The following is a 26,950-nucleotide window of genomic DNA, read 5'->3' as shown; positions in this document are numbered from 1 at the left end:
CTTCCAGCAGGCCCTCCGGGCTTCGTTCTTTCGTGTTTCCAGCTTATCAGATGTTTTCCGCTCCGTTTCCGGGGCTTCGTTCATCCAACTCGCCGTCGTCTTCCGGGGTTTGACGCCCCGTCCGACGTTTCAAACTCTAGCCGATCCCCGCTCCGAAAAGCGAATCCAGCCGCAACCCAATTAAACGAACACGCCGAATACGCACCAGGCCACGACGCGCACAAGGCGAAGCGACCCGGCCCGAACCGGGAAGTGGTGTTTCAGAGGATTGGCCGCCCCGGGACCGTCCGCGCTGACGCGTGTCCGGTGCCCCCTGTCAGGCGACTAGGAGACACTACTCCTACTCCGCGCCCAAGCCAAATGCCCCTGCCGGCGCGGCCCCTCCCTCACCCCTCGTCTCGGCCCCGACGCCGGTCAACGCGGGCGTTCATCGTTTGTCTACCGCGCTCCTCCATGATCCTTCCCATCGGACGCCGCGAAGACCTCGTCGGCGCCGACAGCACGAGAGAGGTCCACGGGGACATGAAGACGACGAAGACGCTGCGACACATGGCCATGGGGCTGGCGGCCGGCATGTTGGCATTGGCCGGGGCGATGTCCTCGACCGGGACCGCGCAGGCCGCCACCGCGCACGGATCGACGTTGGACGAGCCCGGGGTGCTCTACCCGGGCGACTACCTCGAGTCCGACGACACCCGGCTGTACATGCAGGGCGACGGCAACTTCGTCCTCTACAAGTACGCCACGTCGAACCCGACGGCGGTGTGGTCCGCCCCGGGGGCACAGGGCTGCGGCCAGAAGGCGATCATGCAGGGCGACGGCAACCTCGTCGTCTACGGCGCCGGCAACCGCGTCTGCTGGGCCCGCGGCGTCTACAAGACCAGCTCCCTGCAGACCGCCAGCCTGGTGGTGTCCCCCAAGGGCGGCCTCGCGGTCCTCTACGTCACGCCCCGCCAGATGAGCATCTTCACGGACACGCTCCGCAGCTCGGACCTGTACTAGACCGTTCCCCCGCCGCCGGGGCGCTCAGCCCCGCTCGGCGAACCACCGGACCAGCTCGGCCACCGTCCACTGCGGCCGGGACGCCAGCCGGTCCGCCGCCGTCCGCAGCAGGACGGGCAGGTAGCCGCAGATCCCCGCCAGCTCGGCCACCGCGTCCGGCTCCCGCCGGACCCGCTCCGCGCCGACGATCCGGGCCAGCAGCTCGAAGGCGTCGTGCGGCTCCAGCGGTCCCACCGCCAGCCGCACGGCGTCGCCGGGCAGCGCGCCCGGATCAGCCCCCGCCACCACCGCGGCGCAGCCGGGCACCGACGGCAGCAGCGGCCCCGGCTCGGCCACCCCGTCGAGCAGCACCAGCACCCGCCGCCCGGCGAGCGCGGCGCGGTAGCGCGCGGACAGCTCGTCGAGGCCCGCCGAGGAGTCCGGCCGCTCCCCCAGCGCCCGCAGGAAGCCGGCCAGCACCGCGCCGGAGCCGCCACCGCCCGCGTGCTCCCGCCCGCCCGCGTACAGCTCTCCGTTCGCGTACAGCTGCCCGTCCGGGAAGGCGTCCCGGACGGCGTGCGCCACGTGCACCGCCAGCGCCGACGCGCCGCTGCCCGCCGGGCCCGAGAGCCCCAGCACCGGCGTCCCGCCCGCCCGCAGCAGCCGCTCCGCCTCCCGCAGCTGCACCGCCCGCCCGACCAGGTCCGGAATGTCCGGCGGCAGCTGCCCCGGTCTCGGCAGCCGCCGCAGCAGCACGGGAGCGTCCCCGCGCCGGATCTGCTCGGCCAGCTCCACCAGCGCCGGGGCGGGTTCGAGCCCGAGCTCCCCGTCCAGCCGTTCCCGCAGGTCCTCGTACGCCGCCAACGCCTGCGCCGTCCGGCCGCAGCGGTGCAGCGCCAGCAGGTGCAACCGGTGCACCTCCTCGTCCCGCGGGTGCCCGGCCGCCAGCCCGGCCAACGGCTCCAGCGCCTCGGCGTGCCGGCCGAGGGCGAGGTCCAGGCCGTGCAGCGCCTTCACCGCCGCGAACCGTCCGGCCGCCAACCGCTCCCGGACCCGCTCGGCGAACGTCCCGGGCACGCCGTCCAGCGCGTGCGGCCCCTGCCAGGCCCCCAGTGCCCGCTGCAGCACCTCGCGCGCCCGCAGCGGATCCTGGTGACGCAGTGCGACGGCCTCCGCCACCCCGGCCTCGTAGCCGAAGAGGTCCACCGCCGTGCGCGGCACCTCCAGCCGGTAGCCGCCCGCCGTCCCGACCAGCAGCCCCGGCGCGCCCAGGGCCCGCCGCAGGCGGTGCACATGGGTGCCGATCTGCCCGACCGGGTCCTTCGGCCAGCGGGTGTCGTCCCCTCCCCACAGGTCCTCGACCAGCCGGTCCGTCGCCACCAGCTGCCCCGGCGGGATCAGCAGCGCCGCGAGCACGGCCCGCTGCTGCGGTCGGCCGAGGTCGAGCTCCCGGCCGTCGAACCGGGCCCGCAGCGGTCCCAGCAGGCTGAAAACGAGCCCCACGGGCCACTCCTCGAACCCTTTAGCCGTGCACAATCAGTGACAGAGCATAAGCCGCCGGGACACGGGGGCGCCGCTGTCCGGACGGAAGTGGCGCGATCCCGGCGCGGAACGACTTTCGGGACGGGACATGGCTGACATGGGGGGATCCGGGCTGCGGTTCGGACTGCTGGGACCGCTGCGGGCCTGGTACGGGGAGCGGGAGCTGGAGCTGGGCAGGCCGCAGCAGCGGGCCGTGCTCGCCGTGCTGCTGGCCGCCGCCGGACGGACGGTGGCGGTCCCGGTGCTGGTCGAGGGGGTGTGGGGCGGGGCCGCGCCGGCCGACCCGCGCAAGGCCGTCCAGCTCGCCGTCTCCCGGCTGCGCACCGCGTTCCGGCCGTACGCCGGGGACGACCCGCAGCGGATGCCGCTGGTCCGGGTCGGCGACGGCTACGCGCTCCGGCTGTCCGGCGCCCAGGTGGACACGGCCGCCTGGGAGGCGCTGCTGGCCGAGGCCGGACGGCTGCGCGCCGCGGACGCACCGCCGCAGCAGGTCCGGGAGGTGCTGCGGCGCGGCCAGCGGCTGTGGGTCGGCGAACCGCTGGCCGGGCTGCCCGGGCCGCACGCCGAGGCCGTCCGCGCCGGGCTCACCGAGCAGCGGATCTCGGCCAAGGAGACGGAACTGGAGCTGGACGCCGACCTCGGCGACCGCACCGACCTCACCGCGGCGGCCGCCGCCCTCGCCCTGGAGCACCCCGGCCGGCCCCGGCTCACCGCCGTCCTGATGCGCGCCCTCTACCAGGCCGGGCGCAGGGCCGAGGCACTCGCCGTGTACGAGGACGCCCGCGCCTCGCTCCCGCCGGGCGCGGACGGACCGGCCGCCCTGCAACTGCGCATCCTGCGCGAGGACGCCTCGCTGCTGCCCGCCGGCGCCACCGCCGACCCGGTCGGACCCGCCGCCGAGGCCGACCGCTGGCAGGCACCCGACCAGCTCCCCGCCGGCCTGCCCGACTTCACCGGCCGCACCGAGGAGGCCGAGACCCTCACCGACCGGCTCTGCGCCGCCGGTGGCCGGGCCGTCGTGGTCTCCGCCCTGGACGGCATGGGCGGCGTCGGCAAGACCGCCCTCGCCGTGCACGTGGCCCGCCGGGTCCGCGACCGCTTCCCCGACGGACAGCTCTTCGCCGACCTGCGCGGCGCCGACCGCACCCCGCCCGACCCCGGCACGGTGCTCGCCGGCTTCCTGCGCGACCTCGGCGTCGACCCGGGCGAGATCCCGCCGGACACCGGCGAACGCAGCGCGCTCTACCGCTCGGCCCTGGCCGGACGGCGCGTCCTGGTCGTCCTCGACAACGCCGCCACCCCCGGCCACGTCGAACCGCTGCTGCCCGGCTCACCCGGCTGCGCCGTCCTCGTCACCAGCCGCCACCGGCTGACCGGCCTCGCCGGGGCCCACCAGCTGCGCCTGGACACCCTGCCGCCCGAACAGGCCCTGGAACTGCTCACCCGCATCGTCGGCGCCGAACGCGTCGCCGCCGAACCCGGGGCCGCCGAGGAGGTCGTCCGGGCCTGCGGACTGCTGCCGCTCGCCGTGCGCATCGTCGCCTCCCGGCTCGCCGCGGACCCGTCGCTCACCCTGGCCGCGCTCGCCGAAGGCCTGCGCCGGGAGCACCGGCTGGCCGAACTCAGCGACGGCGAACGGACCGTGGAGGCCAGCTTCGCGCTCTCCTACCACCGCCTCGACGCCGAGCTCGCCCGGGCCTTCCGGCTGCTCGCCCTGCCCGACGCCCCGGACGTCCCGCTGCCCTGCGCCGCCGCCCTGCTCGACCGCTCCGAGGCCGAGACCGGCGAACTGCTCGAAACCCTCGTCGACCTCAACCTGCTGCAGTCCCCCCGCTTCGGCCGCTACGGCTTCCACGACCTCGTCCGCGCCTACGCCCGCGCCCGGCTCACCGCCGAGGACGGCGCCGCCGCACGCACCGCCGCCACCGACCGGCTGCTCGACTTCTGCCTCGCCACCGCCCGCAACGCCGACCTCGCCGCCCGCAAGGCCGATCCGGCCGAGCTCAGCCTGCTCGACGTGCCCGTGGCCCACCCCGGCCGACCGGTCGCCGACGGCGCCGAGGCGGTGCGCTGGATGCGCGAGCAGGCCGAGGTGCACGCCGCCGTCATCGCCCTGAGCTGCGCCGACCCGGCCCTGCCGCTCGACCGCGCCGCCGAGCTCGCCGACCGGATGGGCTCGGTGCTCGCCGAACGCACCCGGACCACCGTCATCGCCGACCTCGCCGAACGCCTCGCCGGCGAGGCCGAGGCACGCGGCGAGCACGGCCCGCTCGCCCTCGCCCGCTACCTGCGCGGTGCCATGCTCTGGCACGTCAACCGCTACGCCGAGTCGGAGCGGGAGATCCGCCGCGCCGTCGACCTCTGCGCCTCGCCCGCCACAGAGCGCGTCCTCGCCAAGGCCCTGCTCACCCTCGGCGGCAACGCCCGGATCCACGGCCGCTACGCCGAGGCCGCCGAACACGCCGGCCGGGCCGCCGAGTCGTTCCACCGCCTCGGCGCCGAACGCGCCGAGGGCAGCGCCTTGGGCGAGTTCGCCTTCAGCGCCGCCCAGACCGGCCGGCTCGACGAGGCCCGGTCGGCCGCCGAACGCGGCGCCCGCCTGATGAGCGGCTCCGGTCCGGTCTCCGCCGCGACCGGCCGCTACTACCTGGCCCGGGTCCTGCGGCTGTGCGGCGACCCGGAAGCGGCGCTCGCCCACGCCGTCGGCGCCCGGGAAGAGTTCGCCGCCCTCCAGGTCACCGTCTTCGCCGCCGCCTCCGGGGACCTCGCCGCCCGCATCCACGCCGAGGCCGGCCGCTGGCTGCTCGCGGTCGACGCCGCCGAGGCCGTCCTGCCGCTCGCCCGCCGCACCAGCGCCGCCCTGGAGGCCGCCCTGCTGCGCACCCTCGGCACCGCGCTCACCGGCCTCGGCCGCCCGCGCCAGGCCCGGGCCTGTCTGACGGACTCGCTGGAGGTGTACGAGCGGCTGGGCCTCCAGGAGGAATCGGCGCAGGTCAGGGCGGATCTGGCGCGGTAGACACGGCATCAACGGGGGCGCGGGCTACGCGCGTTGACCGGCCGTCTACCGTCGTGCCGGAACGTCTCTCTCGTCAGGCCCCGGGCCGCAGCAGTTGCGGCCCGGGGCGACTCCACAGACGAGAGGCGCAACCATGCCCACGCTTCCGCAGCACGGCCAGACCTGGACGCTCCGGTCCGCCAACGGAACCGTCGCCGACCTCCGCTCCAGCCAGACCACCGCCGGGACCGCCATCCAGTCCTGGGGCCCCAACGGCACCGCCGCCCAGGGCTGGACCTTCTGGGCCAAGGAGAACGGCAGCTTCCTCCTGGAGACCCGGCTGACCGTCGGCAAGCACCCCGGCGGCCAGGCCATGGTCATGGACTTCAACTACTCCATCGGGCAGACCTGGCTGTACAACGAGCACAACCAGCCCAACCAGCACTGGTGCTTCGAGCCGCTCGACAACGACTGGATCCGCATCCGCACCACCCGCACCAACGAGGGCATGCTCTTCCTCACCGCGGCCGCCCCCGGCTCGCCGCTGACCCTGGCCGGTCAGGACGACGGCAACCCGGCGCAGCGCTGGCAGCTCGTCCCGGCCGGCGGCGCCGGCGGCGGCGGCCAGCAGCAGCCCCAGCCCCAGCCGCAGCCGCGGCCCCAGCCCGGTGGCGGCGGCGGTGACTTCCGCACCGAGATGCTGAACTCCGTCAACGCCGAGCGCGGCCGGGTGGGCGCTCCGCCGGTGCGCCTGGACGACCGCCTCAGCGCGGCCGCCCAGCGCCACGCCGACGACATGGCCTCGCACGACCTCACCCAGCACAACGGCACCGACGGCAGCAGCCCCTGGGACCGCATCAAGGACGCCGGCTTCGTGTCGCGCGCCTCCGCCGAGAACGTCACGCCGGGCAACAGCGTGCCGGAGGCGATGCAGATGTGGATGAACAGCCCCGGCCACCGGGTGAACATCCTCAACCCCGACTACGACTGCATCGGCATCGGCTACGCGCCCCGCCAGCGCGGCAACTGGGGCCGCTACGTGCAGACCTTCGGCAAGGCCTGAGCCCCCGACCGACACCTTCCGGCAACAACAAGGAGTCCACACACATGTCCTCGAACGCGGCGGACCTGATCCGCATCGCCCGAGACGAGGTCGGTTACCACGAGGGCCGCAGCGGCGGGCACTGGGACAACGTCCAGAAGTTCTCCCCCGCCGTCGCCGGCCTGGAGTGGTCCCAGGGCGAGGCCTGGTGCGCCACCTTCGTCGCCTGGTGCGCCGAGCAGTCCGGCAACGGCGGTCTCTTCCCGGTGACCGCCTCCTGCGCGGAGGGCGTCGCCTGGTTCAAGGAGCGCGGCCGCTTCACCGAGTACCCGGTGATCGGCGGCCAGGTCTTCTTCGGGCCCGGCGGCGGCAGCCACACCGGGATCTGCATCGCCTACACCAGCTCCACCATCACCACCATCGAGGGCAACACCAACGACGGGGGCAGCTCCGAGGGCGACGGCGTCTACCTCAAGACCCGTGACCGCCGCTCGGACTGGGTCCACGGCTACGGCATCCCGGACTTCGGCGAGGGCGTGGTCCTCGCCGACCCGGCGTGGAAGGACCGGCCCGGGGCGGTCTACTTCGGGCAGGAGGCGTCCGCGGACGACCGGCCCGGCGGCGGCGCCCCGTCCGGTGCCGCTCCGGCGGCCGACGGCGGCGACGGCTGCGAGCCGTTCCCCGGCGCCGACTTCTTCCATGACGGCCAGAACAGCGACGTCATCACCCGGATGGGCGAGCGCCTCGTCGCCGAGGGCTGCTCCGCCTACGCCGAGGGCCCCGGCCCCGAGTGGTCCGAAGCGGACCGCGAGTCCTTCCGCAACTGGCAGCACAAGCTCGGCGACTCGGGCGCGGACGCCGACGGGATCCCCGGCCCCCGGCAGTGGGCCGCCCTCGCGGTGCCGCGCGGCTGACCGGGCCCGTCCACCACACCAGAAGGAGAAACCCGATGAGAACCATCACCCGTACCCGCGGATTCCTCGCCTCGCTCGGGGCCGTCGCGGCCGTCGCGGGGGCGGTCGTGGCGGGCTCGCCCGCCGCGCAGGCGGCGCAGGCCCCGGCCTGCGGCCCGTCCGTACAGGGCCTGGCGGCCGTGGACAACGGCTCCGGGGCCGGCGCGCTCGACCTGTACCACGGCGCCGAGGTCAACGGTCAGCCGATCATCGTCTGGCCGGCCAACCAGTCGCCCGCGCAGGCCTGGACGTTCTGGAGGTACTGCGACGGCACCACCGCGATCTCGCACGGGGACGGCAAGGTGATCGACCTCGACACCGGCTCGGGCACGGTCCGCCTCTGGGACACCCCCGGCGGGATGGACGGCCTCAACCAGCCGAACGGCGACAGGATGCCGGCCGGCCAGAAGTGGCGCCTGACCGACGAGGACCGCGGCTGGTACCTGATCCGCAGCGCGGCCACCGGGCAGTGCCTCACCTCCGACGGCGGCGGCCGGGCCACCAAGGTGGCCTCCTGCGACACCGGCGACCCGGCCCAGCGCTGGCTGCTGGGCTGATCCCCGCTCCCGGTCCTCCCGTCGGCGCCGACGGGAGGACCGGGCCCCTCGCCCGGCCCGGACGGGTGGCCCACAGCCTCCGCACCGGCGTCGGACGGCGCCTCACCGGTCGGCCGGGGGCGGTTGATCACGACTCGATATCCCTTGTCACAACCGCGCCAGGGACTCGTCACGACCGCGTCAGAGCGGGGCCGGAACCATGGCTCCGATCGTTCGCGCTGCGCTATGAACGTCCCTCAGGAGGGCCGCCGGCACCGGGGGTCCGCAACCACGGGGGACCTCACGTGAAGCCCATCCGCAACAGTCGCCGTGCCCTGGCCCTGGCCTCGATGGTCGCGGTCGGCGCGCTCACCCTGACCGCCTGCAACGACGACGCCGGGGCGGCCGACACCCCGACGGCCCCGCCGGCGACCGGTGCGCCCGCCACCCCGGCCGCCTCGCCGACGGCCGCGGCCACCACCCCGGCCGCCTCCGGTTCGGCCTCCGCTCCGGCCGGCGGCGCCGCGTCCGGTGCGCCCGCCGCGCCCGCGCCGGCCGGCAGCGCCCCGGCGGCCGGGACCACGCTGAAGCTCGGCGAGTCCGCCACCATCCCGTTCAGCTCGGGCAGCACCAAGGGCACCATCGCGCTCGCCGTCACCTCGATCGAGAAGGGCGACCCGGCCGACCTCGCCCCGCTCAACCTGGGCGACAAGGCCAAGGGCCTGGTGCCGTACTACATCCACTACAAGGTGACCAACGCCGGCAGCACCGACCTGGCCTACACCAGCGTCAACCACATGAAGGGCCTGCTGGCGGACGGCACCGAGGCGCAGGAGCTGATGGTCATCGGCTCCTTCCCCAAGTGCAAGAGCGAGTCGCTGCCCAAGGGCTTCACCAACGGCCAGTCCGCCACCTCCTGCGCGGTGGCGATGTCCCCCGAGGCCTCCCGGATCGCGGGCGCCGAGTACTGGGGCGACCCGTACACCCTCGGCAAGGGCCTCAACTGGAAGTGATCGACGGGTGGTCCGGGCGGGGGCGGCGCACGGCCGTCCCCGCCCGGGGCGTTCTCAGCCCCGCGCCCGCGGTGACGGCGCCGACGGCCCGTGGATCCGCAGGAAGGCGTCCACACCGGCCGTCGCGACCCGCTCGACCTCCTCGTCCGCGATCGGGAGCGCGCCCCAGAACGAGCGCTCGGCGATGCCGTGGAAGGTCAGCAGGGTGAACTGCTCCGCGGCCAGGCCGGCGTCCTCGACCGCGAGCAGCCCGCGCCCGGCGAGCGCCTCGAAGCGCGCCGCGAGTTCGCGCTGGGAGGCGACCGGCCCGGCCTCCAGCCAGGCCGCCAGGACGTCCGCCGGGATGTTGGCCACCTCGGCCCGGATCGCCCGGCCGAGCGCGCCGTGCTCGGCGGCGGACAGCACGGCGCGGGCCCGCTCGACGGCGAAGTCGATCAGGTCCCGGCGCGGATCCACCACCCGGTCGAGGTACTTCGCCATCAGCTCCCCGATCCGCTCGGTCAGTTCCGCCGAGTTCTGCAGGGCCACCGACAGGAAGAGGGTCTCCTTGTCGGCGAAGTGGTTGTAGACCGTCCGCTTGGACACCCCGGCCTCGGCCGCGATCGCGTCCATGCTGGCCCGGGCGTACCCCTCGCGCCCGAACACCGCCGTCGCGGCCCGGGTGATCGCCCTGCGCTTCTCCGGTCGCCCCGCTCCGCCCGTCGCCGCCACGGCCCTCTCCTCCTCCGCCGGCCCCTCGGCCGACCGTCGCAAAAACTAGCCGGTGTAGTTTATCCGTATCGCCGCGAACCGGGGCGCGCCACCGAACACGCGTGCTCTATGCTGCGTAGCACTTCTACACCTGTGTAGAAACATGGGAAGCGCCTCCGCCCCCGGGTGGCCGGCCCGCACGGGAACCGGCCGGCCGGAAAGCGGCGTCCGGAACTGGCAGCGCCACGAACAGACTTCCGGGACCGACGGACGGCATGCGGCGCGGGCGCCACCGTGGCGCGCGGGACACGGGAACACCGGGGTGAGGGCGTGACGGGGCAACGAGGACGGCCGGCCGGCCGGCGACCGCGCCGACGAACGGCGGACGGGCCCGCCGGGCCCATCCGCCGCCTGCCCGGCGGCCCCGCGCTGCCGGTGGCCCTCGCGCTCGGGCTGCCGCTGGCCGGCGCCGCGGTCGACGAACTCTCCGGCCCCGGCACCGGCCCGGCCCTCGCGGTGGCCGCGGTGCTCGGCACCGGCCTGGCGGCCGCGCTGAGCGGCCGCAACGGCTGGTGGTGGGTGCTCGCCGGCTCGCCGCTGGTCGTCCTGGGCGTGACGGCCGCCGCCGAGCTGACCGCCCACCGCGACCGGTACCAGGGCAAGGGCCTGGCCACCGGCGCCGCCAAGTGGGTGGTGCACGGCTTTCCCGTGATGGCCGGGGCCGCGGCCGCGGCCGTCGTCGTGATCACGGTCCGGCTGGTCCGGGCGAGGAGGAGGCGGCATGGCTGACGACACCGGGAACGGTACGGGCGCCGGGGCCCGCCGCACCTCCCCCGCGCTGGTCGCGGGCCGGGTACTGGCCTGCACCGTCGGGTTCGCGGTGTTCGCCGCCAGCGGGGTGGTCTGGTACGAGTACAAGCAGCTCACCGACGGGATGACCACCTCCGGCGTCATCGCCGAGACCAAGAAGGACGCGCCCAAGCACCTCGACAACTCGGTCAACCTGCTGCTGATCGGGCTGGACAGCCGCAAGAACATGGACGGCACGGACCTCCCGCCCGAGTTCGTCCAGGACGAGCTGCACGCCGGCCACAGCTCCGACATCGGCGGCTACAACACCAACTCCCTGATCCTGCTGCACATACCGGCCAACGGCGGCAAGGTGCAGGCCGTCTCGATACCGCGCGACGACTACGTGATGACCTACGGCGCCGACGGCTCCCAGCTGGGCATGGCCAAGATCAAGGAGGCCTACGGCGCGGCCAAGGAGAAGGCCGACGCCGGCCTGCGCGCCAAGGGCCTCAAGGGCGCCGACCTGGAGAAGGCCGGCCGGGACATCGGCCGCGCGGCCACCATCCGCACCGTGCAGAAGTTCCTCGACCAGCCCGTCGACCACATCGCCGAGGTCAACCTGATGGGCTTCTACGACATCGCCAAGGCCCTCCAGCCGATCGACGTCTGCCTCACCCACGACACCAGGGACCCGGCCATGGAGGGCCAGGGCTCCGGCGCCGACTTCCACAAGGGCGTCAACCACCTGAACGCCTCGCAGGCGCTCTCCTTCGTCCGCCAGCGCCACAACCTGGACGGCCCGGACGGAAACACCGGCGACTTCGCCCGCACCCACCGCCAGCAGGCCTTCATCTCCTCGGTGGTGCACAACCTCAAGCAGAAGGGCGTCCTCGGCGACCTCGCCAAGATGCAGGAGCTGATGGGGGTGGTGCAGAAGGACCTGGTGATCGACAACGAGTGGAACGTGCTCGACTTCGCCCAGCAGGCCCCCAACCTCACCGGCGGCAACGTCGAGTTCAACACCCTGACCTTCGACGGCTTCGGCACCAGGAACGGCCAGGACGTCAACCTGGTGACCCCGGCGAAGGTCCAGAAGGTGGTCAAGCAGCTCTTCGGCTACGCCGACGCCGCCCCGGCCCCGGGCCCGGCCGACCCGACGGGCACCCCCGGCGGCCCGGCCGCCGCCTCCGCCCCGGCCACCACCGCCCCGCCGGCCGCGACCACGCCCCCGGCCGCCGCCAGGCCGGTCACCGTGGACGTCTTCAACGCCTCCTCCGCCGCCGGGGTCACCTCCGCCGGCGAGGCCAAGGCCCTGGTCGCCATGGGCTTCAGGGAGGGCCGCACCGGCCCGGCCGGCACCCGGCCGAAGACCACCACCGTCAGTTACGGCAAGGGCGCCAAGGAGGCCGCCGAGCAGATCGCCGCCCGCTACGGGGTGACCGCGACCGAGTCCGCCGCCACCGCCGCCGACCACGTCGTCGTCACCCTCGGCACCGCCTTCACCGGCGTCGAGGCCGACCCGACCGCCCCGCCCGCCGGCGCCGCCCCGACCGATCCGGCCGCCAACCTGCCCATGCAGGGCCCCGCCGTCGACGCCCAGTCCGACGGCGGCATCCCCTGCGTCTACTGACGCGCTCCGCACCCGCCTCTCCAGGGAGGCTCCCCGCCCGGGGAGCCTCCCTCCGTCGTTCCGGCCCCGGAAGGATCCCGTTCGGAAAGCCCTGGCGCAATTCTCCGTACTATGTATAGTGTACTGCGTACGGGATAACCGCACGAGCACCGACGAAAGGGCCATCCGCCTTGCAGATCACCAGGACCGCCGTCTCCCTGACCGTCGAGGACGTCACCACCTCCGCCGCCTTCCTCCAGCGGCACTTCGGCTACACCGAGGAGATGTCGGCCGACGGCTTCGTCTCGCTCGCCCACCCCGGCGGCGGGGTCAACGTCGTCTACCTGCGCCGCGGCCTCGAAGTCCTGCCGGAGGAGCAGCGCCACCGGCTCGCCGACGGCGTGATCCTGGCGTTCGTCGTCGAGGACATCGCCGCCGAAGAGCGGCGGCTGCGCGAGGAGGGGGTCGTGATCACCCTGCCGCTGCGCGAGGAGCCGTGGGGCGAGAAGCTCTTCCAGGTCGCCGACCCGAACGGGGTGCTGATCGAACTGGTCGAGTGGGTCGCGCAGTAGGGCAGGCGGCAGGCCGAGCAGGAGGGTAGCGGGAACGACGACGGCGCCCCCCCGTCCCGGCCGGGACGGGGGGCGCCGCTGCGCGTCGGCGGACGGTCAGTCCACCGTCCAGGTGTCGTTGCCGGCGAGCAGCGCGGCCAGGTCGCCCGGGCCGCGCCGGGCGGTGGCGGCGGCCAGCTGGTCCGCCATCAGCTCGTCGTAGACCGGCCGTTCGACGCTGCGCAGCACGCCGATCGGCGTGTGGTGCAGGGTGTCCGCGTCGGCGATCCGGGAGAGCGCGAAGGCGGTGGCGGGACTGGCCGCGTGCGCGTCGTGGACCAGCACGTCCGCCTCGTTGTCCGCCGTGACCGGGGCGGTGGACAGCTCGCCGTCCGGGCCCCGGAAGACGCCGTTCGCCAGGTCGGCGCCGAACCGGACGGGCTGCCCGTGCTCCAGCCGGATCAGCGCCTCGTCCCGGCTGCCGGGCTCCTTCAGCACCTCGAAGGCGCCGTCGTTGAAGATGTTGCAGTTCTGGTAGATCTCCACCAGCGCCGTGCCCTCGTGCCGGGCGGCCGCCCGCAGCACCGACTGGAGGTGCTGGCGGTCCGAGTCGATGGTGCGGGCGACGAAGGTGGCTTCGGCGCCGATCGCCAGCGACAGCGGGTTGAACGGCGCGTCCAGCGAGCCCATCGGGGTGGACTTGGTGATCTTGCCCAGCTCACTGGTGGGCGAGTACTGGCCCTTGGTGAGCCCGTAGATACGGTTGTTGAACAGCAGGATCTTCAGATTGACGTTCCGCCGCAGGGCATGGATCAGGTGGTTGCCGCCGATCGACAGCGCGTCGCCGTCCCCGGTCACCACCCAGACGCTCAGGTCCTGGCGCGCGGTGGCCAGCCCGGTCGCGATCGCCGGCGCCCGGCCGTGGATCGAGTGCACCCCGTAGGTGTTCATGTAGTACGGGAAGCGCGAGGAGCAGCCGATGCCCGAGACGAACACCGTGTTCTCGCGCTTGATGCCCAGCTCCGGCATGAAGGACTGCACCGCCGCCAGGATCGCGTAGTCCCCGCAGCCGGGGCACCAGCGCACCTCCTGGTCGGTCTTGAAGTCCCGGGCGCTCTGCGGGCCCTCGGCCTTGGGCACCAGTCGCAAGGACGGGAAGGCGTGCTCGCTCATGCGCCCACCTCGCTGCGCTCGGCAGGGGCGTTCGCCCACGCGCGCCTCTCGACGGTTCGCTCGCTCCGCTCGCTCATCGGTGGTCCTCCTCGTCCAGGGTGCCGATCGCGGCCCACAGCACGTCCGCCAACTGGGCCGCCTTGAACGGCAGTCCGCGCACCTGGTTGTAGGACTCGGCGTCCACCAGGTACTTCGCCCGCAGCAGCAGGGCCAGCTGCCCCAGGTTCATCTCGGGCACGATGATCTTCTCGTAACTCCGCAGCACCGGGCCCAGGTTGGCCGGGAACGGGTTGAGGTTGCGCAGGTGCGCCTGGGCCACCTCGCCGCCGTCCGCGCGCACCCGGCGCACCGCGGCGGTGATCGGCCCGTAGGTCGAGCCCCAGCCGAGCACCAGCACCCGGGCGTCGCCGGTCGGGTCGTCCACCTCGACCGGCTTCACCGTGATGCCGTCGACCTTGGCCTGCCGGGTGCGGACCATGAAGTCGTGGTTGGCCGGGTCGTAGGAGATGTTGCCGGTGCCGTCCTGCTTCTCGATGCCGCCGATCCGGTGCTCCAGACCGGGCGTGCCGGGCAGCGCCCAGGGCCTGGCCAGCGTCCGCGGATCGCGCAGGTACGGCCAGAAGGCACCGTCATCGCGGTTCGGCCCGGTGGCGAAAGCGGGGTCGATCTCCGGCAGTTCGTCGGTCTCGGGGATCCGCCAGGGCTCCGAGCCGTTGGCCAGGTAGCCGTCCGAGAGCAGGAACACCGGGGTCCGGTAGGTGACCGCGATCCGGGCCGCCTCCAGCGCCGCGTCGAAGCACTCCGCGGGTGTGGCCGGGGCGACGATCGGCACCGGCGCCTCGCCGTTGCGGCCGAACATCGCCTGCAGCAGGTCCGCCTGCTCGGTCTTGGTCGGCAGACCGGTGGACGGGCCGCCGCGCTGGATGTCCACGACCAGCAGCGGCAGTTCGAGCGAGACGGCCAGGCCGATCGTCTCGGACTTCAGCGCGACGCCCGGCCCGGAGGTGGTCGTCACGCCGAGCGCCCCGCCGAAGGCGGCGCCGAGCGCGGCGCCGACCCCGGCGATCTCGTCCTCCGCCTGGAAGGTCCGCACCCCGAAGTTCTTGTGCCGGCTCAGCTCGTGCAGGATGTCCGAGGCCGGGGTGATCGGGTACGAGCCCAGGTACAGCGGCAGTCCGGAGCGTTCCGCGGCGGCGATCAGCCCGTAGGACAGCGCGAGGTTGCCGGAGATGTTGCGGTAGCGCCCGGCCGGAAGCCTGGCCGGCGGCACCTCGTAGGAGACGGCGAAGGACTCCGTGGTCTCGCCGAAGTTCCAGCCCGCCCGGAACGCGCTGATGTTGGCCTCGGCGATCTGCGGCTTCTTCGCGAACTTGGTGCGCAGGAACGACTCCGTTCCGTGCGTGGGCCGGTGGTACATCCAGGACAGCAGGCCCAGGGCGAACATGTTCTTGGCCCGCTCCGCGTCCTTGCGGGCCAGACCGCTGTCCTTGAGCGCCTCCAGGGTCAGCGTGGTCAGCGGCACCTTGTGCAGGTGGAAGCCGTCCAGCGAACCGTCGGCCAGCGGGTCCGCCGGGTAGCCGACCTTGGCCAGTGCGCGCTTGGTGAACTCGTCGGTGTTGACGATGATCTCGGCGCCGCGCGGCAGGTCCGGAACGTTCGCCTTCAGCGCGGCCGGGTTCATCGCCACCAGCACGTTCGGGGCGTCGCCCGGGGTCAGGATGTCGTGGTCGGCGAAGTGCAGCTGGAAGGACGAGACGCCCGGCAGGGTGCCGGCGGGCGCCCGGATCTCGGCCGGGAAGTTCGGCAGCGTGGACAGGTCGTTGCCGAAGGACGCCGTCTCCGAGGTGAACCGGTCACCGGTCAGCTGCATGCCGTCACCGGAGTCGCCGGCGAAGCGAATGATCACCCGATCGAGTCTGCGGATGGGCTTGCCCGGCTTTACCGGAGGGCCGCCGGGGGCGGACGGTCCGGCGGGCGCGGCCGAACCCGGGCGCGCGTCGCCGCTGCCCGCACGGGCCTCGCCGCCGTCCGGGCCGTCCACTGCCTCTGACTGATCGACCTGACTGGTCACTGCCGCGGACCTCCTCGTGGGCGCACCACCGCGGGCGCGGCCCCGTGCCCCGTCCGCCTGGTGCACCTCTCGCATACTATGCGGGCCGACACGACGGCGGTCGGAACCACGGCAGTTATTTCACCGGCCCGCGGCTGTACCGCACATGAGCGTAAACGCCCGCCCCCCGGAGATCATTCCGGCTCGGGCGGGCGGGCGCGAGCACCCGGCGGACGCTTGGCCGAGATGCGCTCCCCGGCGCGCCGGGGCGGCGGAACCGCGGCGGCGCGCCGCGGGAGCCGGGGCGGGCGGGTCTCCGGACCTCGGGGCGGGCGGCCCTCAGGATCCGGGGGAGGCGGGCCTCAGGAGTTGAGGTAGGTGAGCACGGCCAGCACCCGGCGGTGGTCCTCCGCGCTCTGCGTCAGGCCCAGCTTGAGGAAGATGTTGCTGACGTGCTTCTCCACCGCGCCGTCGGAGACCACCAGCTGCTTGGCCACCGCGGCGTTGGTGCGGCCCTCCGCCATCAGACCGAGCACCTCGCGCTCGCGCGGCGTGAGATTGGCCAGAACGTCGCCCTTGCGGCTGCGGCTGAGGAGCTGCTGCACCACCTCCGGGTCCAGCGCGGTGCCGCCCTCGGCGACCCGGACCACCGCGTCGGCGAACTCGCGCACCTCGGCGACCCGGTCCTTGAGCAGGTAGCCGACGCCCCGGGTGGAGCCCGCCAGCAGCTCGGAGGCGTAGCGCTCCTCCACGAACTGCGAGAGCACCAGCACGCCCAGCTGCGGGTAGCGGCCGCGCAGCTCGACGCAGGCGCGCAGGCCCTCGTCGGTGTGGCTCGGGGGCATCCGCACGTCGGAGACCACGACGTCCGGCAGGGCGTCGGCCGCCGCCAGCTCGTGGATGGTCTTCACCAGGGCGACGCCGTCCCCGACCCCGGCCACGACCTCCAGGCCGCGGTCGGTGAGCAGCCGGGTCAGCCCCTCCCTCAGCAGTACGGAGTCCTCGGCGATGACGACGCGGCGCATAACGACCTTCCCGGCAGGGGTGTGCTGACGGGAGTCAGTCTCCCCCATCCCGGGGCGCGCCGAGGGCCCGGGACGGGACCCGGCGCCGGACGCCCCGCGGCCGGGCCCGAACGGCCCCGGCCGGACTCACATGGTGCGGATCGCCACCGCGTCGCAGAGGCCCTCCAGGGCGGCCTTCGCCGCGCAGGCCGGCAGCGGGGCGAGCAGCGCCCGGGCCTCCTCGGCCCGGCGCAGGGTCTCGGCGCGGGCGCGCTCCAGCGCCGGGTGGGCGCGCAGCAGGCGCAGCGCCTCGGCGTGCAGGTCGTCGTCGGAGAGGTCCTGGTCGAGCAGTTCGCGCAGCCGGGTGTCGTCCGGGTCGGCCGGGTCGGCGGGCATCTGCCGCAGCAGCAGGGTCGGCAGGGTGGGCACGCCCTCGCGCAGGTCGGTGCCGGGGGTCTTGCCGGACTCGTGGCCGTCGCTGGCGATGTCGAGCACGTCGTCGGCCAGCTGGAAGGCGATGCCGATCCGCTCGCCGAACTCGCCGAGGGTCTCCACCAGCTCGCGCTCGGCGCCGGCCATCTGCGCTCCTATCCGGCAGGCGACGGCGATCAGCGAGCCGGTCTTGCCCTCCAGGACGTCCAGGTAGTGCAGCAGCGGGTCCATGTCCTGGCCGGGGCCGCGGGTCTCCAGGATCTGGCCGGTGACCAGCCGCTCGAACGCCTCGGCCTGCATCCGCACGGCCTCCGGGCCGAGGTCGGCGAGCGCCTGGGAGGCGCGGGAGAACAGGAAGTCGCCGGTGAGGATGGCGACCGAGTTGTCCCAGCGGGAGTTGGCGCTCGGTGCGCCGCGGCGCACCGGCGCCTCGTCCATGACGTCGTCGTGGTAGAGCGTGGCCAGGTGGGTCAGCTCGACGACCACGGCGGCGGGCACCACGCCGGGCGCCCCCGGGTCGCCGAACTGGGCGGCCAGCAGCAGGAGCAGCGGACGGAAGCGCTTGCCGCCGGCCTCGAGGAGGTGACTGGCGGTGACGGTGATGAAGGGGACGTCGCTCTTGACGGCCTCGCCGAGCGCCGCCTCCACGGCCTCCAGTCCGGCCTGGATGTCCCGGGTCAGGTCGCGGTCCTGCACGCTGAGCCCGAAGGGTTCCACGACGGTCACGAAGACCACTCCTCTGTCCCTGGTCGATCTAGCGGCCTGGTCCCTGAGTGCCGCCGCTGGCCATACAGGCAGGGTATCCGGTCGCGAGTGGATCACTGCACGGGCGTGCGGATCCTGTCATGATCGGGCCTGATGCCCTGGTCAGGGCGGCTGTGCGGGCCGGATGGCGGTGGGGGCGAATTCGGCTGGAAATAAAGGCGGGAGAACCCTCGGAACTCCCCCGGCCCCGGCTCCGGACAAAGACCCGTCCGGGCCGCGCCGGCTGGGCGCGGCCCGGACGGGGCCCTGGTCGGGAGCGGTGGGCGGGAAGGTCAGCGCACGAACAGCGAGGCCTTGGACGCGAGGTCGAGGAAGTACTGCGGGAGCAGCCCGAGACCCAGCGTGACCAGCACCCCCATCCCGATCGCGGTCGCCGTGAAGGCGCTCGGGATCGCCACCGTGGGGCCGCCCGGCTGCGGGTCCGAGAAGAACATCAGCACGATGACCCGGATGTAGAAGAACGCGGCCACCGCCGAGCTCAGCACGCCCACCACCACCAGCGGCGTCGCCCCGCCGCTGGCCGCGGCCTGGAAGACCGCGAACTTCCCGGTGAAACCGGAGGTCAGCGGGATCCCGGCGAAGGCCAGCAGGAACAGCGCGAACACCGCCGCCACCAGCGGCGAGCGCCGCCCGAGCCCGGCCCAGCTGGACAGGTGGGTCGCCTCGCCCTTGGAGTCGCGCACCAGGGTGACCACGGCGAACGCACCCAGCGTCACGAAGGAGTACGCCAGCAGGTAGAACAGCACCGAGGAGATGCCCTGCTTGTTGACGGCGATCACGCCGGTCAGGATGAACCCGGCGTGCGCGATCGAGGAGTACGCCAACAGCCGCTTGACGTCCTGCTGGGTCACCGCGAGCACCGCGCCCACCACCATGGTGAGGATCGCCACCCCCCACATCACCGGCCGCCAGTCCAGCCGCAGGCCCGGGAAGGCCACGTAGAACAGCCGCAGGAAGGCCCCGAAGGCCGCGACCTTGGTGGCCGCCGCCATGAAGCCGGTCACCGGGGTCGGCGCGCCCTGGTAGACGTCCGGGGTCCAGGAGTGGAAGGGCACCGCGGCGACCTTGAACAGCAGGCCGACCGCCAGCATCGCCAGACCGGTCAGCACCAGCGCGTCGCTCTGGGTGGTGCTCAGCTGCGCGGGGGTGGTCATCGCCTTGCCGGAGATGACGTCCCCGATGTCGCCGAGCCGCACGCTGCCCGCGTAGCCGTACAGCAGCGCGGTGCCGAACAGGAAGAACGCCGAGGCGAAGGCTCCGAGCAGGAAGTACTTGACCGCCGCCTCCTGGGAGAGCAGCCGGCGGCGCCGGGCCAGCGCGCACAGCAGGTACAGCGGCAGCGAGAAGACCTCCAGCGCCACGAACATGGTCAGCAGGTCGTTGGCGGCGGGGAACAGCAGCATGCCGCCGACCGCGAACATGGTGAGCGGGAAGACCTCGCTGGTGGCGAAGCCGGCCCGGACCGCGGCCCGCTCCTGCTCGCCGCCGGGGGTGGCGGCGGCCTGGGCGGCGAAGGCGTCGGCAGGCAGGCCGCCGGCCTTGGGCTCCAGCCTGCGCTCGGCGTAGGTGAGCACCGCGACCACCGAGGCCAGCAGGATCACGCCCTGGAGGAACAGCGCCGGGCCGTCCATCGCGACCGTCTCCATGGCCAGCAGGTCGATCCGGGTGAAGCCGTGGCTCTGCGCGGCCAGCACCACCACGGCGACGAAGGCGCCGACCAGCCCGGCCAGGGCGAGCGTCACCTGGGTCCAGTGCCGGTACCGGCGGGGCACGAAGGCCTCCACCAGGACGCCGGCCACGGCGACGGCGAACACCACGAGCATCGGGGAGAGTCGGCCGTACTCGATGTGCGGTGCCGGGATGCTGGCGGTGTTGCCGCCGGCGGCGGTGAGCATGGCGGTGGCGCTCACTTCCGCTCACCTCCTGAGGTGGCGGCGACCGGGTGGGCCGGCGCCGGATCGGTCTGGTGGACCTGCGAGAGCGTCGCGTTCACCGAGGGGTCGACCAGGTCGGTGAGCGGCTTGGGGTAGACGCCGAGCAGGATGGTCAGCGCCACCAGCGGGCCGACCACGGCGAGTTCGCGGGCCTTGAGGTCGGGCATCGAGCGCACCCCGTCCTTCACCGGGCCGGTCATGGTGCGCTGGTAGAGCAGCAGGGCGTACAGCGCGGCCAGCACGATGCCGAAGGTGGCCACGACGCCGATCGCCGGGTAGCGGGTGAAGGTGCCCACCAGGACCAGGAACTCGCTGACGAACGGGGCGAGCCCGGGCAGCGACAGGGTGGCCAGGCTGCCGATCAGGAACGTCCCGGCGAGCACCGGGGCGACTTTCTGCACGCCGCCGTAGTCGGCGATCAGCCGCGAGCCGCGACGGGAGATCAGGAAGCCGGCCACCAGCATCCACGCCGCCGTGGACAGGCCGTGGTTGACCATGTACAGGGTGGCGCCGCTCTGTCCCTGGCTGGTCAGGGCGAAGACGCCCATGATGATGAAGCCGAAGTGCGAGATCGAGGCGTAGGCCACCAGGCGCTTGATGTCCTTCTGGCCGACCGCCAGCAGCGCGCCGTAGACGATCCCGATCAGCGCGAGGACCAGGATCGCCGGGGCGAAGGTCTTCGAGGCGTTCGGGAACAGCCCGAGGCAGAAGCGCAGCATCGCGAAGGTGCCGACCTTGTCCACCACCGCGGTGATCAGCACCGCCGTCCCGGCGGTGGACTCGCCCATCGCGTTCGGCAGCCAGGTGTGCAGCGGCCACAGCGGGGCCTTCACCGCGAAGGCGAAGAAGAAGCCCAGGAACAGCGCCTTCTCGGCGGCACCGGTCAGCTGGATCCGGCCGTCGGCGATCGCCGAGGTCAGCGTCGGCAGGTCGAAGGTGCCGAAGCCCTGGTCCTGCGCGGTGACGTACAGACCGACCACGGCGGCCAGCATCACCAGGCCGCCGAGCAGGTTGTAGAGCAGGAACTTCACGGCCGCGTAGGAGCGCTGACGCGCCGACTCGGGGCCGCCCGCGCGGTCCCCGAAGCCGCCGATCAGGAAGTACATCGGGATCAGCATGGCTTCGAAGAACACGTAGAACACGAAGACGTCGGTGGCGTAGAAGGAGACGACCACCATCGCCTCCACCGCCAGGATCAGGGCGAAGAAGCCCTGGGTGCGGCGCCGCCGCTCGAAGGTGGCGGGGTCGGAGGTACCGGGGCCGGAGGTGCCGTCGGGCCCGGTCGGCTCCGGGTCGGCGTCGTGCCAGGAGGCGAGGATCACCAGCGGCACGAGGACGGCGGTGAGCAGGGCGAGCACGGCGCCGATGCCGTCCACGCCGAGCGAGAAGGTGATGCCGAAGGAGCGGATCCAGCTGTACGACTCGTTCAGCTGGAAGCGGGCGCCGTGCGGGTCGTAGCGCGTCGCCACCACGGCGGCCAGCACCAGGGTGACGGCGGAGACGCCCAGCGCGACGGCCTTGGTGGTCCTGCGCCGGGTCTTGGAGGACCCGGCGGGCAGCGCGGCGGTCAGCACCGCGCCGGCCGCCGGGACGGCACAGGTGGCGGTCAGAAGGACGCTCATGCCCGCTCCTCCCAACGGATATCAGGACGAGTCATCACGTGGACCTCATCAGGAGAGTCGTGGCGACCAGCACCAGCGTGCCGCCGAACATGGAGAGCGCGTACGAGCGGACGAAGCCGTTCTGGACCCGCCGCAGCCGGCCGGAGAGCCCGCCGATCGCGGCGGCCAGGCCGTTCACCACGCCGTCCAGGCCGCGGCTGTCGAAGAAGACCAGCGCCGCGGCGAGCGCCGAGCCCGGCCGCACCAGCACCGCGTGGTTGAAGTCGTCCTGCAGCAGGTCGCGGCGGGCGGCCCGGGTGAGCGGCGAACCGACCGGCGGCACCACCGGGACCGGCGAGCGCCCGTACATCAGGTACGCGAGGCCGACGCCGGCCAGCATGCAGGCCGTGGTCAGCAGGGTGACGGTCAGCGGGGCGAGCGGGGAGGCGCCCTCCTCGTGCCCGGTGACCGGCTCCAGCCACTTCAGGAAGGAGTCGTTGAAGGCGAACAGCCCGCCCGCGAAGACCGAGCCGACGGCCAGCAGGACCATCGGGATCGTCATCGTCCGCGGCGACTCGTGCGGGTGCGGGGCGTTGCCGTCCGCGTCCGCCTGCCAGCGCTTCTCGCCGAAGAAGGTCAGCACCATCACCCGGGTCATGTAGAACGCGGTGACCGCCGCGCCGACCAGCGCGCACAGCCCGAGGATCCAGCCCTCGGTGCCGCCCTTGGCGAAGGCCGCCTCGATGATCTTGTCCTTGGAGAAGAAGCCGGACAGGCCCGGGAAGCCGATGATCGCCAGGTAGCCGAGGCCGAAGGTGACGAAGGTGACCGGCATGTACTTCCGCAGGCCGCCGTAGTGACGCATGTTCACCTCGTCGTTCATGCCGTGCATGACCGACCCGGCGCCGAGGAACAGCCCGGCCTTGAAGAAGCCGTGGGTCACCAGGTGCATGATCGCGAAGGCGTAGCCGATCGGGCCCAGCCCGGCCGCCAGCACCATGTAGCCGATCTGCGACATGGTCGAGCCGGCCAGTGCCTTCTTGATGTCGTCCTTGGCGCAACCGACGATCGCACCGAACAGCAGCGTGACCGCGCCGACCACCACCACGGCGGTCTGCGCGTTCGGCGCCAGGTCGAAGACCGTCGAGGAGCGGGTGATCAGGTAGACGCCCGCGGTCACCATGGTGGCCGCGTGGATCAGCGCCGACACCGGGGTCGGGCCCTCCATCGCGTCCCCGAGCCAGGACTGCAGCGGCACCTGCGCCGACTTGCCGCAGGCCGCCAGCAGCAGCATCAGGCCGATGGCCGTCAGCTTGCCCTCGCCCGCCTGGTGCGCGCCGCCGAAGACCGGGTCGAAGGCGAAGGAACCGAACTCCGCGAACATCAGCATGATCGCGACGGACAGGCCGACGTCCCCGACGCGGTTGACGATGAAGGCCTTCTTCGCCGCCGTCGCCGCGCTCGGCTTGTGCTGCCAGAAGCCGATCAGGAGGTACGAGGCCAGACCGACGCCCTCCCAGCCGAAGTACAGCAGCAGGTAGTTGTCCGCGACCACCAGCAGCAGCATGGCGGCCAGGAAGAGGTTCAGGTACGCGAAGAAGCGGCGCCGGCGCTCGTCGTGCGCCATGTAGCCGACCGAGTAGAGGTGGATCAGCGTGCCCACGCCGGTGATCAGCAGGACGAAGGTCATCGACAGCTGGTCGAGCCGGAAGGAGACGTCGGCCTGGAAGCCGTTCACCGGGATCCAGCTGAACAGGTGCCGGGTGACCGCCCGGTGCTCGGCGTCACGGCCGAGCATGTCCGAGAACAGGGCCAGGCCGAAGCCGAACGAGAGCGCCGCGAGCGCGGTGGCCAGCCAGTGGCCGTACCGGTCCAGCGCCCGGCCGCCGAGCAGCAGCAGGGCGGCGCCGGCCAGCGGGGCCGCCACCAGCAGCGGAATGAGAGAGTTCACCGAAGGCCCTCCGCCTACAGCTTCATCAGGTTGCTGTCGTCGACCGAAGCGGAGTGCCTGGTCCGGAAGATGGAGACGATGATGGCGAGGCCGACCACGACCTCGGCCGCCGCGACCACCATCGTGAAGAACGCGATGATCTGGCCGTCCAGGGTGCCGTGCAGCCGGGAGAAGGTCACCAGCGCGAGGTTCGAGGCGTTCAGCATCAGCTCCACGCACATGAACAGCACGATCGCGTTGCGCCGAATCAGCACCCCGGCCGCGCCGATGGTGAACAACAGGGCCGCCAGGTAGAGGTAGTTGACCGGGTTCACTCCGCGCCCTCCTCTCCGGTCGGGTGCTTCACGCCGTTCGCCGCCACCGGTTCGCCGTTCACCGGCGCCGGTTCGCCGTTCGCCTGCACCGGCTCGCCGTTCGCCGGCACCGGCTCCAGCGACTTGCGCGGGGCCGCCACCGCCGGGCGCTCCGAGGACGGACGGCCCAGCCAGTCCGCCGTGGTGTTCTCCAGCTCCGCCATCCGCCGCAGCATCGCCTGGCTGACGTCCCGGACCTGGCCGCGCTCGCGCAGCGTCGCCATCACCGAGTCCTCGGCGACCGTGCCGTCCGGCAGCAGCGCCGGGACGTCCACCGCGTTGTGCCGCGCGTACACGCCCGGTGCCGGCATCGGCGGCACCTGGATGTTGTCCCTGACCCGCTGCGCCGCCAGCTCGCGCTGCGTCTTCGGCGCCTTCACGTGCTCCCGGTGGGTCAGCACCATCGCGCCGATCGCCGCGGTGATCAGCAGCGCGCCGGTGACCTCGAAGGCCCACACGTAACGGGTGAAGATCAGCCGGGCCAGGCCCGGCACGTTGCCCTCGGCGTTCGCCTCGGAGAGCCCGGTGAAGTGGTTCAGCTTCGCGTTGGCGATCCCGGCGATCAGCAGCACGCCGAAGCCCAGCCCGCACAGCGCCGCGGCGAACCGCTGGCCCTTCAGCTGCTCCTTTAGGGAGTCCTCGCTGGTGACACCGACCAGCATCACCACGAACAGGAACAGCATCATGATCGCGCCGGTGTAGACGACGATCTGCACCACGCCCAGGAAGACCGCGCCCTGGGCCATGTAACAGACCGCCAGCGCCAGCATGGTGGCCGCGAGGCAGAGCGCGCTGTGCACGGCCTTGCGCATCAGCACCATGCCGAGGGCGCCGCCGACCGCGATCACCGCGAGCACCCAGAACTGGACGGCCTCACCCGTCGAGGTCGTCCCGGTCGCTTCCGCCAGCCGCGCGATCACTGCCGCACCTCCTTCTCCCGGTCGGTGCGCTCCTGCTGGACCGTCCCCGGCGCCGCCGCGGTGACCTCGCCCCGGTAGTACGCGCCCTCGTCGGTGCCCGGGAAGATCGCGTGCGGGGTGTCGACCATGCCCTCCGACAGGCCCACCAGCAGCTGCTCCTTGGTGAAGATCAGGTCCCGCCGGGAGGAGTCGGCCAGCTCGTACTCGTTGGTCATGGTCAGCGCCCGGGTCGGGCAGGCCTCGATGCACAGCCCGCACAGGATGCAGCGGGCGTAGTTGATCTGGTACACCGCGCCGTAGCGCTCACCCGGGGAGTAGCGCTCCTCGTCCCGGTTGTCCGCGCCCTCCACGTAGATCGCGTCGGCCGGGCAGGCCCACGCGCACAGCTCGCAGCCGACGCACTTCTCCAGGCCGTCCGGGTGCCGGTTCAGCTGGTGGCGGCCGTGGAAGCGCGGAGCGGTGGGCTTCTTCTGCTCCGGGTACTGCTCGGTGAGCCGCTTCTTGAACATGGCCTTGAAGGTCACGCCGAAGCCGGCGGCCGGGCCGAGGATCGACGGACGGTCGGCCCGCTCGGGCCGCTCCGCGCGATCGGACTGGTCGGACATCTCGGTTCAGCTCCCTTCGGAATGGTCGGCCCCGTTGAGGGCGTCCTGGAGTTGCTTCGGGGCGCGGCTTCGCCGGCGCGGCACCGGCGGGAGCACCTGGCCGGGCAGCGGCGGGACCGGGTAGCCGCCCGCCATCGGGTCGAACCCGGCCTCGGGCGGGGCGGGCTCGGGTTCCGGCTGCTTCTTCAGGAAGTCCCGCAGCAGCGCCAGCAGCAGCACCACTCCGACCGGGGCGCCCACGTACAGCACCACCTGGCCGAAGCCGTAGCCCTCGTTGCGCAGCGCCCGCACGCTCGCGATCAGCACCAGCCACACCAGCGAGACCGGGATCAGGACCTTCCAGCCCAGCTTCATGAACTGGTCGTAGCGGAACCGGGGCAGCGTGCCGCGCAGCCAGATGAAGAGGAACAGCAGCAGCTGGATCTTCAGCGTGATCCACAGCATCGGCCACCAGCCGTGGTTGGCGCCCTCCCAGAACGTCGACACCGGCCACGGGGCCCGCCAGCCGCCCAGGAAGAGGGTCGAGGCCACCGCCGAGACCGTCACCATGTTCACGTACTCGGCCAGCATGAACATCGCGAACTTCAGCGAGGAGTACTCGGTGTTGAAGCCGCCGACCAGCTCGCCCTCGGCCTCCGGCAGGTCGAACGGCGCCCGGTTGGTCTCGCCGACCATCGCGATGATGTAGACGATGAACGACACCGGCAGCAGCGCCGCGAACCAGGTCGGCTGCTGGTGCGCCACGATCTCCGAGGTGGACATCGAGCCCGAGTAGATGAACACCGCCGCGAAGGACAGGCCCATCGCGATCTCGTAGCTGATCATCTGCGCGGACGAGCGCAGCCCGCCCAGCAGCGGGTACGTCGAACCCGAGGACCAGCCCGCCAGCACGATGCCGTAGATGCCCACCGAGGCCGTCGCCAGGACGTACAGCAGCGCGACCGGGAAGTCCGTCAGCTGGAGCGGGGTGCGGGTGCCGAAGACCGACACCTCGTTGCCGGCCGGGCCGAACGGGATCACCGCGAAGGCCATGAACGCGGGGATGGCGCAGACGATCGGGGCCAGGATGTAGACCACCTTGTCCGAGCCCTTGACCACCAGGTCTTCCTTCAGCGCCAACTTCACGCCGTCCGCCAGCGACTGCAGCAGGCCCCACGGGCCGTGCCGGTTGGGCCCGATGCGCAGCTGCATCCAGGCCACCACCTTGCGCTCCCAGACGATCGCGATCAGCACCGTCAGGACCAGGAAGGCGAAGCAGAACACCGCCTTCAGCAGCACCAGCCACCACGGGTCCTGCCCGAAGAAGTGGAGCGTCTCGTACGGCTGCGAAGTCATCGGTCCTCCCCTTCGCCCGCGGTGTCGTCCGCGGTCGCCCCGGTCTGGTCCTGCGGCGCCGGCTCGGCCCCGGCCGCGGGGCCGGCCTGGGTCGCGGCCTGCAGTGCGGCCTGCGTCGCGTCG

22 protein-coding genes are annotated in these 26,950 nt (G+C 72.9%); 9 read left to right on the top strand and 13 right to left on the bottom strand.

The genetic code is table 11. The features are described from left to right. Positions 1 to 453 precede the first annotated feature (453 nt). Positions 454 to 1,002 carry a hypothetical protein gene (locus tag ACIQI7_RS35115; RefSeq protein WP_401117960.1) on the top strand — a complete coding sequence of 183 codons (549 nt, stop codon included), beginning with the start codon at positions 454 to 456 and terminating at the stop codon, positions 1,000 to 1,002. Between the two features lie 24 nt (positions 1,003 to 1,026). Here ACIQI7_RS35115 and ACIQI7_RS35110 read toward each other — a convergent pair whose 3' ends face one another. Next, positions 1,027 to 2,484 (bottom strand): BTAD domain-containing putative transcriptional regulator, encoded by a 1,458-nt coding sequence (locus tag ACIQI7_RS35110; protein ID WP_401117958.1) that lies wholly within the window; start codon positions 2,482 to 2,484, stop codon positions 1,027 to 1,029. A 127-nt stretch (positions 2,485 to 2,611) separates the two neighbouring features. Here ACIQI7_RS35110 and ACIQI7_RS35105 point away from each other — a divergent pair, with 127 nt between their 5' ends. The 5 genes from ACIQI7_RS35105 (at position 2,612) to ACIQI7_RS35085 (ending at position 9,062) form a co-directional block, all read left to right on the top strand. Then, on the top strand, positions 2,612 to 5,539 hold the full coding sequence (locus ACIQI7_RS35105; RefSeq protein ID WP_401117956.1) for an AfsR/SARP family transcriptional regulator: 2,928 nt from the start codon (positions 2,612 to 2,614) through the stop codon (positions 5,537 to 5,539). 133 nt (positions 5,540 to 5,672) lie between these two features. Further along, positions 5,673 to 6,581: a CAP domain-containing protein gene (locus ACIQI7_RS35100; protein ID WP_401117954.1), complete on the top strand. Its 909-nt coding sequence runs from the start codon at positions 5,673 to 5,675 to the stop codon at positions 6,579 to 6,581. A 44-nt stretch (positions 6,582 to 6,625) separates the two neighbouring features. Beyond that, the gene (locus tag ACIQI7_RS35095; RefSeq protein ID WP_401117951.1) at positions 6,626 to 7,474 is read left to right on the top strand and encodes a peptidoglycan-binding protein; all 849 of its coding nucleotides are present in this window, start codon (positions 6,626 to 6,628) and stop codon (positions 7,472 to 7,474) included. 35 nt (positions 7,475 to 7,509) lie between these two features. Beyond that, positions 7,510 to 8,070, top strand: coding sequence for an RICIN domain-containing protein (locus tag ACIQI7_RS35090; RefSeq protein ID WP_401117949.1), 561 nt, complete (start codon positions 7,510 to 7,512; stop codon positions 8,068 to 8,070). Positions 8,071 to 8,354: 284 nt separating this feature from the next. After that, entirely contained in the window at positions 8,355 to 9,062 is a 708-nt protein-coding gene (locus tag ACIQI7_RS35085; RefSeq protein WP_401117947.1) for a hypothetical protein, read from the top strand. A 54-nt stretch (positions 9,063 to 9,116) separates the two neighbouring features. On the opposite strand, the gene ACIQI7_RS35080 is transcribed toward ACIQI7_RS35085, so the two are convergent. Continuing rightward, positions 9,117 to 9,773, bottom strand: a complete 657-nt coding sequence (locus ACIQI7_RS35080) for a TetR/AcrR family transcriptional regulator (RefSeq protein ID WP_401117945.1) — start codon at positions 9,771 to 9,773, stop codon at positions 9,117 to 9,119. 309 nt (positions 9,774 to 10,082) lie between these two features. Between ACIQI7_RS35080 and ACIQI7_RS35075 the strand changes: the two genes are divergently transcribed. The 3 genes from ACIQI7_RS35075 to ACIQI7_RS35065 all read left to right on the top strand — a co-directional run bounded on the left by ACIQI7_RS35075 (position 10,083) and on the right by ACIQI7_RS35065 (position 12,725). After that, on the top strand, positions 10,083 to 10,541 hold the full coding sequence (locus tag ACIQI7_RS35075) for a DUF6542 domain-containing protein (protein WP_401117943.1): 459 nt from the start codon (positions 10,083 to 10,085) through the stop codon (positions 10,539 to 10,541). Continuing rightward, entirely contained in the window at positions 10,534 to 12,174 is a 1,641-nt protein-coding gene (locus tag ACIQI7_RS35070; RefSeq protein WP_401117941.1) for an LCP family protein, read from the top strand. The genes ACIQI7_RS35075 and ACIQI7_RS35070 overlap by 8 nt, the downstream gene beginning before the upstream one ends. A gap of 170 nt (positions 12,175 to 12,344) precedes the next feature. Further along, positions 12,345 to 12,725 (top strand): VOC family protein, encoded by a 381-nt coding sequence (locus ACIQI7_RS35065; protein WP_401117939.1) that lies wholly within the window; start codon positions 12,345 to 12,347, stop codon positions 12,723 to 12,725. A gap of 96 nt (positions 12,726 to 12,821) precedes the next feature. Here ACIQI7_RS35065 and ACIQI7_RS35060 read toward each other — a convergent pair whose 3' ends face one another. The 11 genes from ACIQI7_RS35060 to nuoH all read right to left on the bottom strand — a co-directional run bounded on the left by ACIQI7_RS35060 (position 12,822) and on the right by nuoH (position 26,827). Further along, positions 12,822 to 13,877, bottom strand: coding sequence for a 2-oxoacid:ferredoxin oxidoreductase subunit beta (locus ACIQI7_RS35060; RefSeq protein WP_401117937.1), 1,056 nt, complete (start codon positions 13,875 to 13,877; stop codon positions 12,822 to 12,824). A 73-nt stretch (positions 13,878 to 13,950) separates the two neighbouring features. Next, positions 13,951 to 15,948, bottom strand: coding sequence for a 2-oxoacid:acceptor oxidoreductase subunit alpha (locus ACIQI7_RS35055; protein WP_401117935.1), 1,998 nt, complete (start codon positions 15,946 to 15,948; stop codon positions 13,951 to 13,953). Positions 15,949 to 16,289: 341 nt separating this feature from the next. Beyond that, on the bottom strand, positions 16,290 to 16,952 hold the full coding sequence (locus tag ACIQI7_RS35050) for a LuxR C-terminal-related transcriptional regulator (RefSeq protein ID WP_401117933.1): 663 nt from the start codon (positions 16,950 to 16,952) through the stop codon (positions 16,290 to 16,292). A gap of 126 nt (positions 16,953 to 17,078) precedes the next feature. After that, entirely contained in the window at positions 17,079 to 18,089 is a 1,011-nt protein-coding gene (locus ACIQI7_RS35045) for a polyprenyl synthetase family protein (RefSeq protein WP_401117931.1), read from the bottom strand. 311 nt (positions 18,090 to 18,400) lie between these two features. Beyond that, positions 18,401 to 20,023, bottom strand: coding sequence for an NADH-quinone oxidoreductase subunit NuoN (gene nuoN, locus ACIQI7_RS35040; protein ID WP_401117967.1), 1,623 nt, complete (start codon positions 20,021 to 20,023; stop codon positions 18,401 to 18,403). An 11-nt stretch (positions 20,024 to 20,034) separates the two neighbouring features. Then, on the bottom strand, positions 20,035 to 21,684 hold the full coding sequence (locus ACIQI7_RS35035; protein ID WP_401117929.1) for an NADH-quinone oxidoreductase subunit M: 1,650 nt from the start codon (positions 21,682 to 21,684) through the stop codon (positions 20,035 to 20,037). 34 nt (positions 21,685 to 21,718) lie between these two features. Beyond that, positions 21,719 to 23,614: an NADH-quinone oxidoreductase subunit L gene (nuoL, locus tag ACIQI7_RS35030; RefSeq protein WP_401117927.1), complete on the bottom strand. Its 1,896-nt coding sequence runs from the start codon at positions 23,612 to 23,614 to the stop codon at positions 21,719 to 21,721. A 14-nt stretch (positions 23,615 to 23,628) separates the two neighbouring features. Continuing rightward, positions 23,629 to 23,928: an NADH-quinone oxidoreductase subunit NuoK gene (gene nuoK / locus ACIQI7_RS35025; protein WP_030060110.1), complete on the bottom strand. Its 300-nt coding sequence runs from the start codon at positions 23,926 to 23,928 to the stop codon at positions 23,629 to 23,631. Then, a complete protein-coding gene (locus ACIQI7_RS35020; protein ID WP_401117924.1) occupies positions 23,925 to 24,887 on the bottom strand; it encodes an NADH-quinone oxidoreductase subunit J in 963 nt (320 codons plus the stop codon). Before ACIQI7_RS35020 ends, nuoK begins: the two co-directional genes overlap by 4 nt. Next, positions 24,884 to 25,492 carry an NADH-quinone oxidoreductase subunit NuoI gene (gene nuoI / locus ACIQI7_RS35015; protein WP_387760013.1) on the bottom strand — a complete coding sequence of 203 codons (609 nt, stop codon included), beginning with the start codon at positions 25,490 to 25,492 and terminating at the stop codon, positions 24,884 to 24,886. The genes ACIQI7_RS35020 and nuoI overlap by 4 nt, the downstream gene beginning before the upstream one ends. A 6-nt stretch (positions 25,493 to 25,498) precedes the next feature. After that, a complete protein-coding gene (gene nuoH / locus ACIQI7_RS35010) occupies positions 25,499 to 26,827 on the bottom strand; it encodes an NADH-quinone oxidoreductase subunit NuoH (protein ID WP_387760011.1) in 1,329 nt (442 codons plus the stop codon). Positions 26,828 to 26,950: the final 123 nt, after the last annotated feature.

The sequence above is a fragment of the Kitasatospora sp. NPDC092039 genome (assembly GCF_044756065.1).
GTDB lineage: Bacteria > Actinomycetota > Actinomycetes > Streptomycetales > Streptomycetaceae > Kitasatospora.
This window is presented reverse-complemented; position numbering and strand designations above follow the sequence as displayed.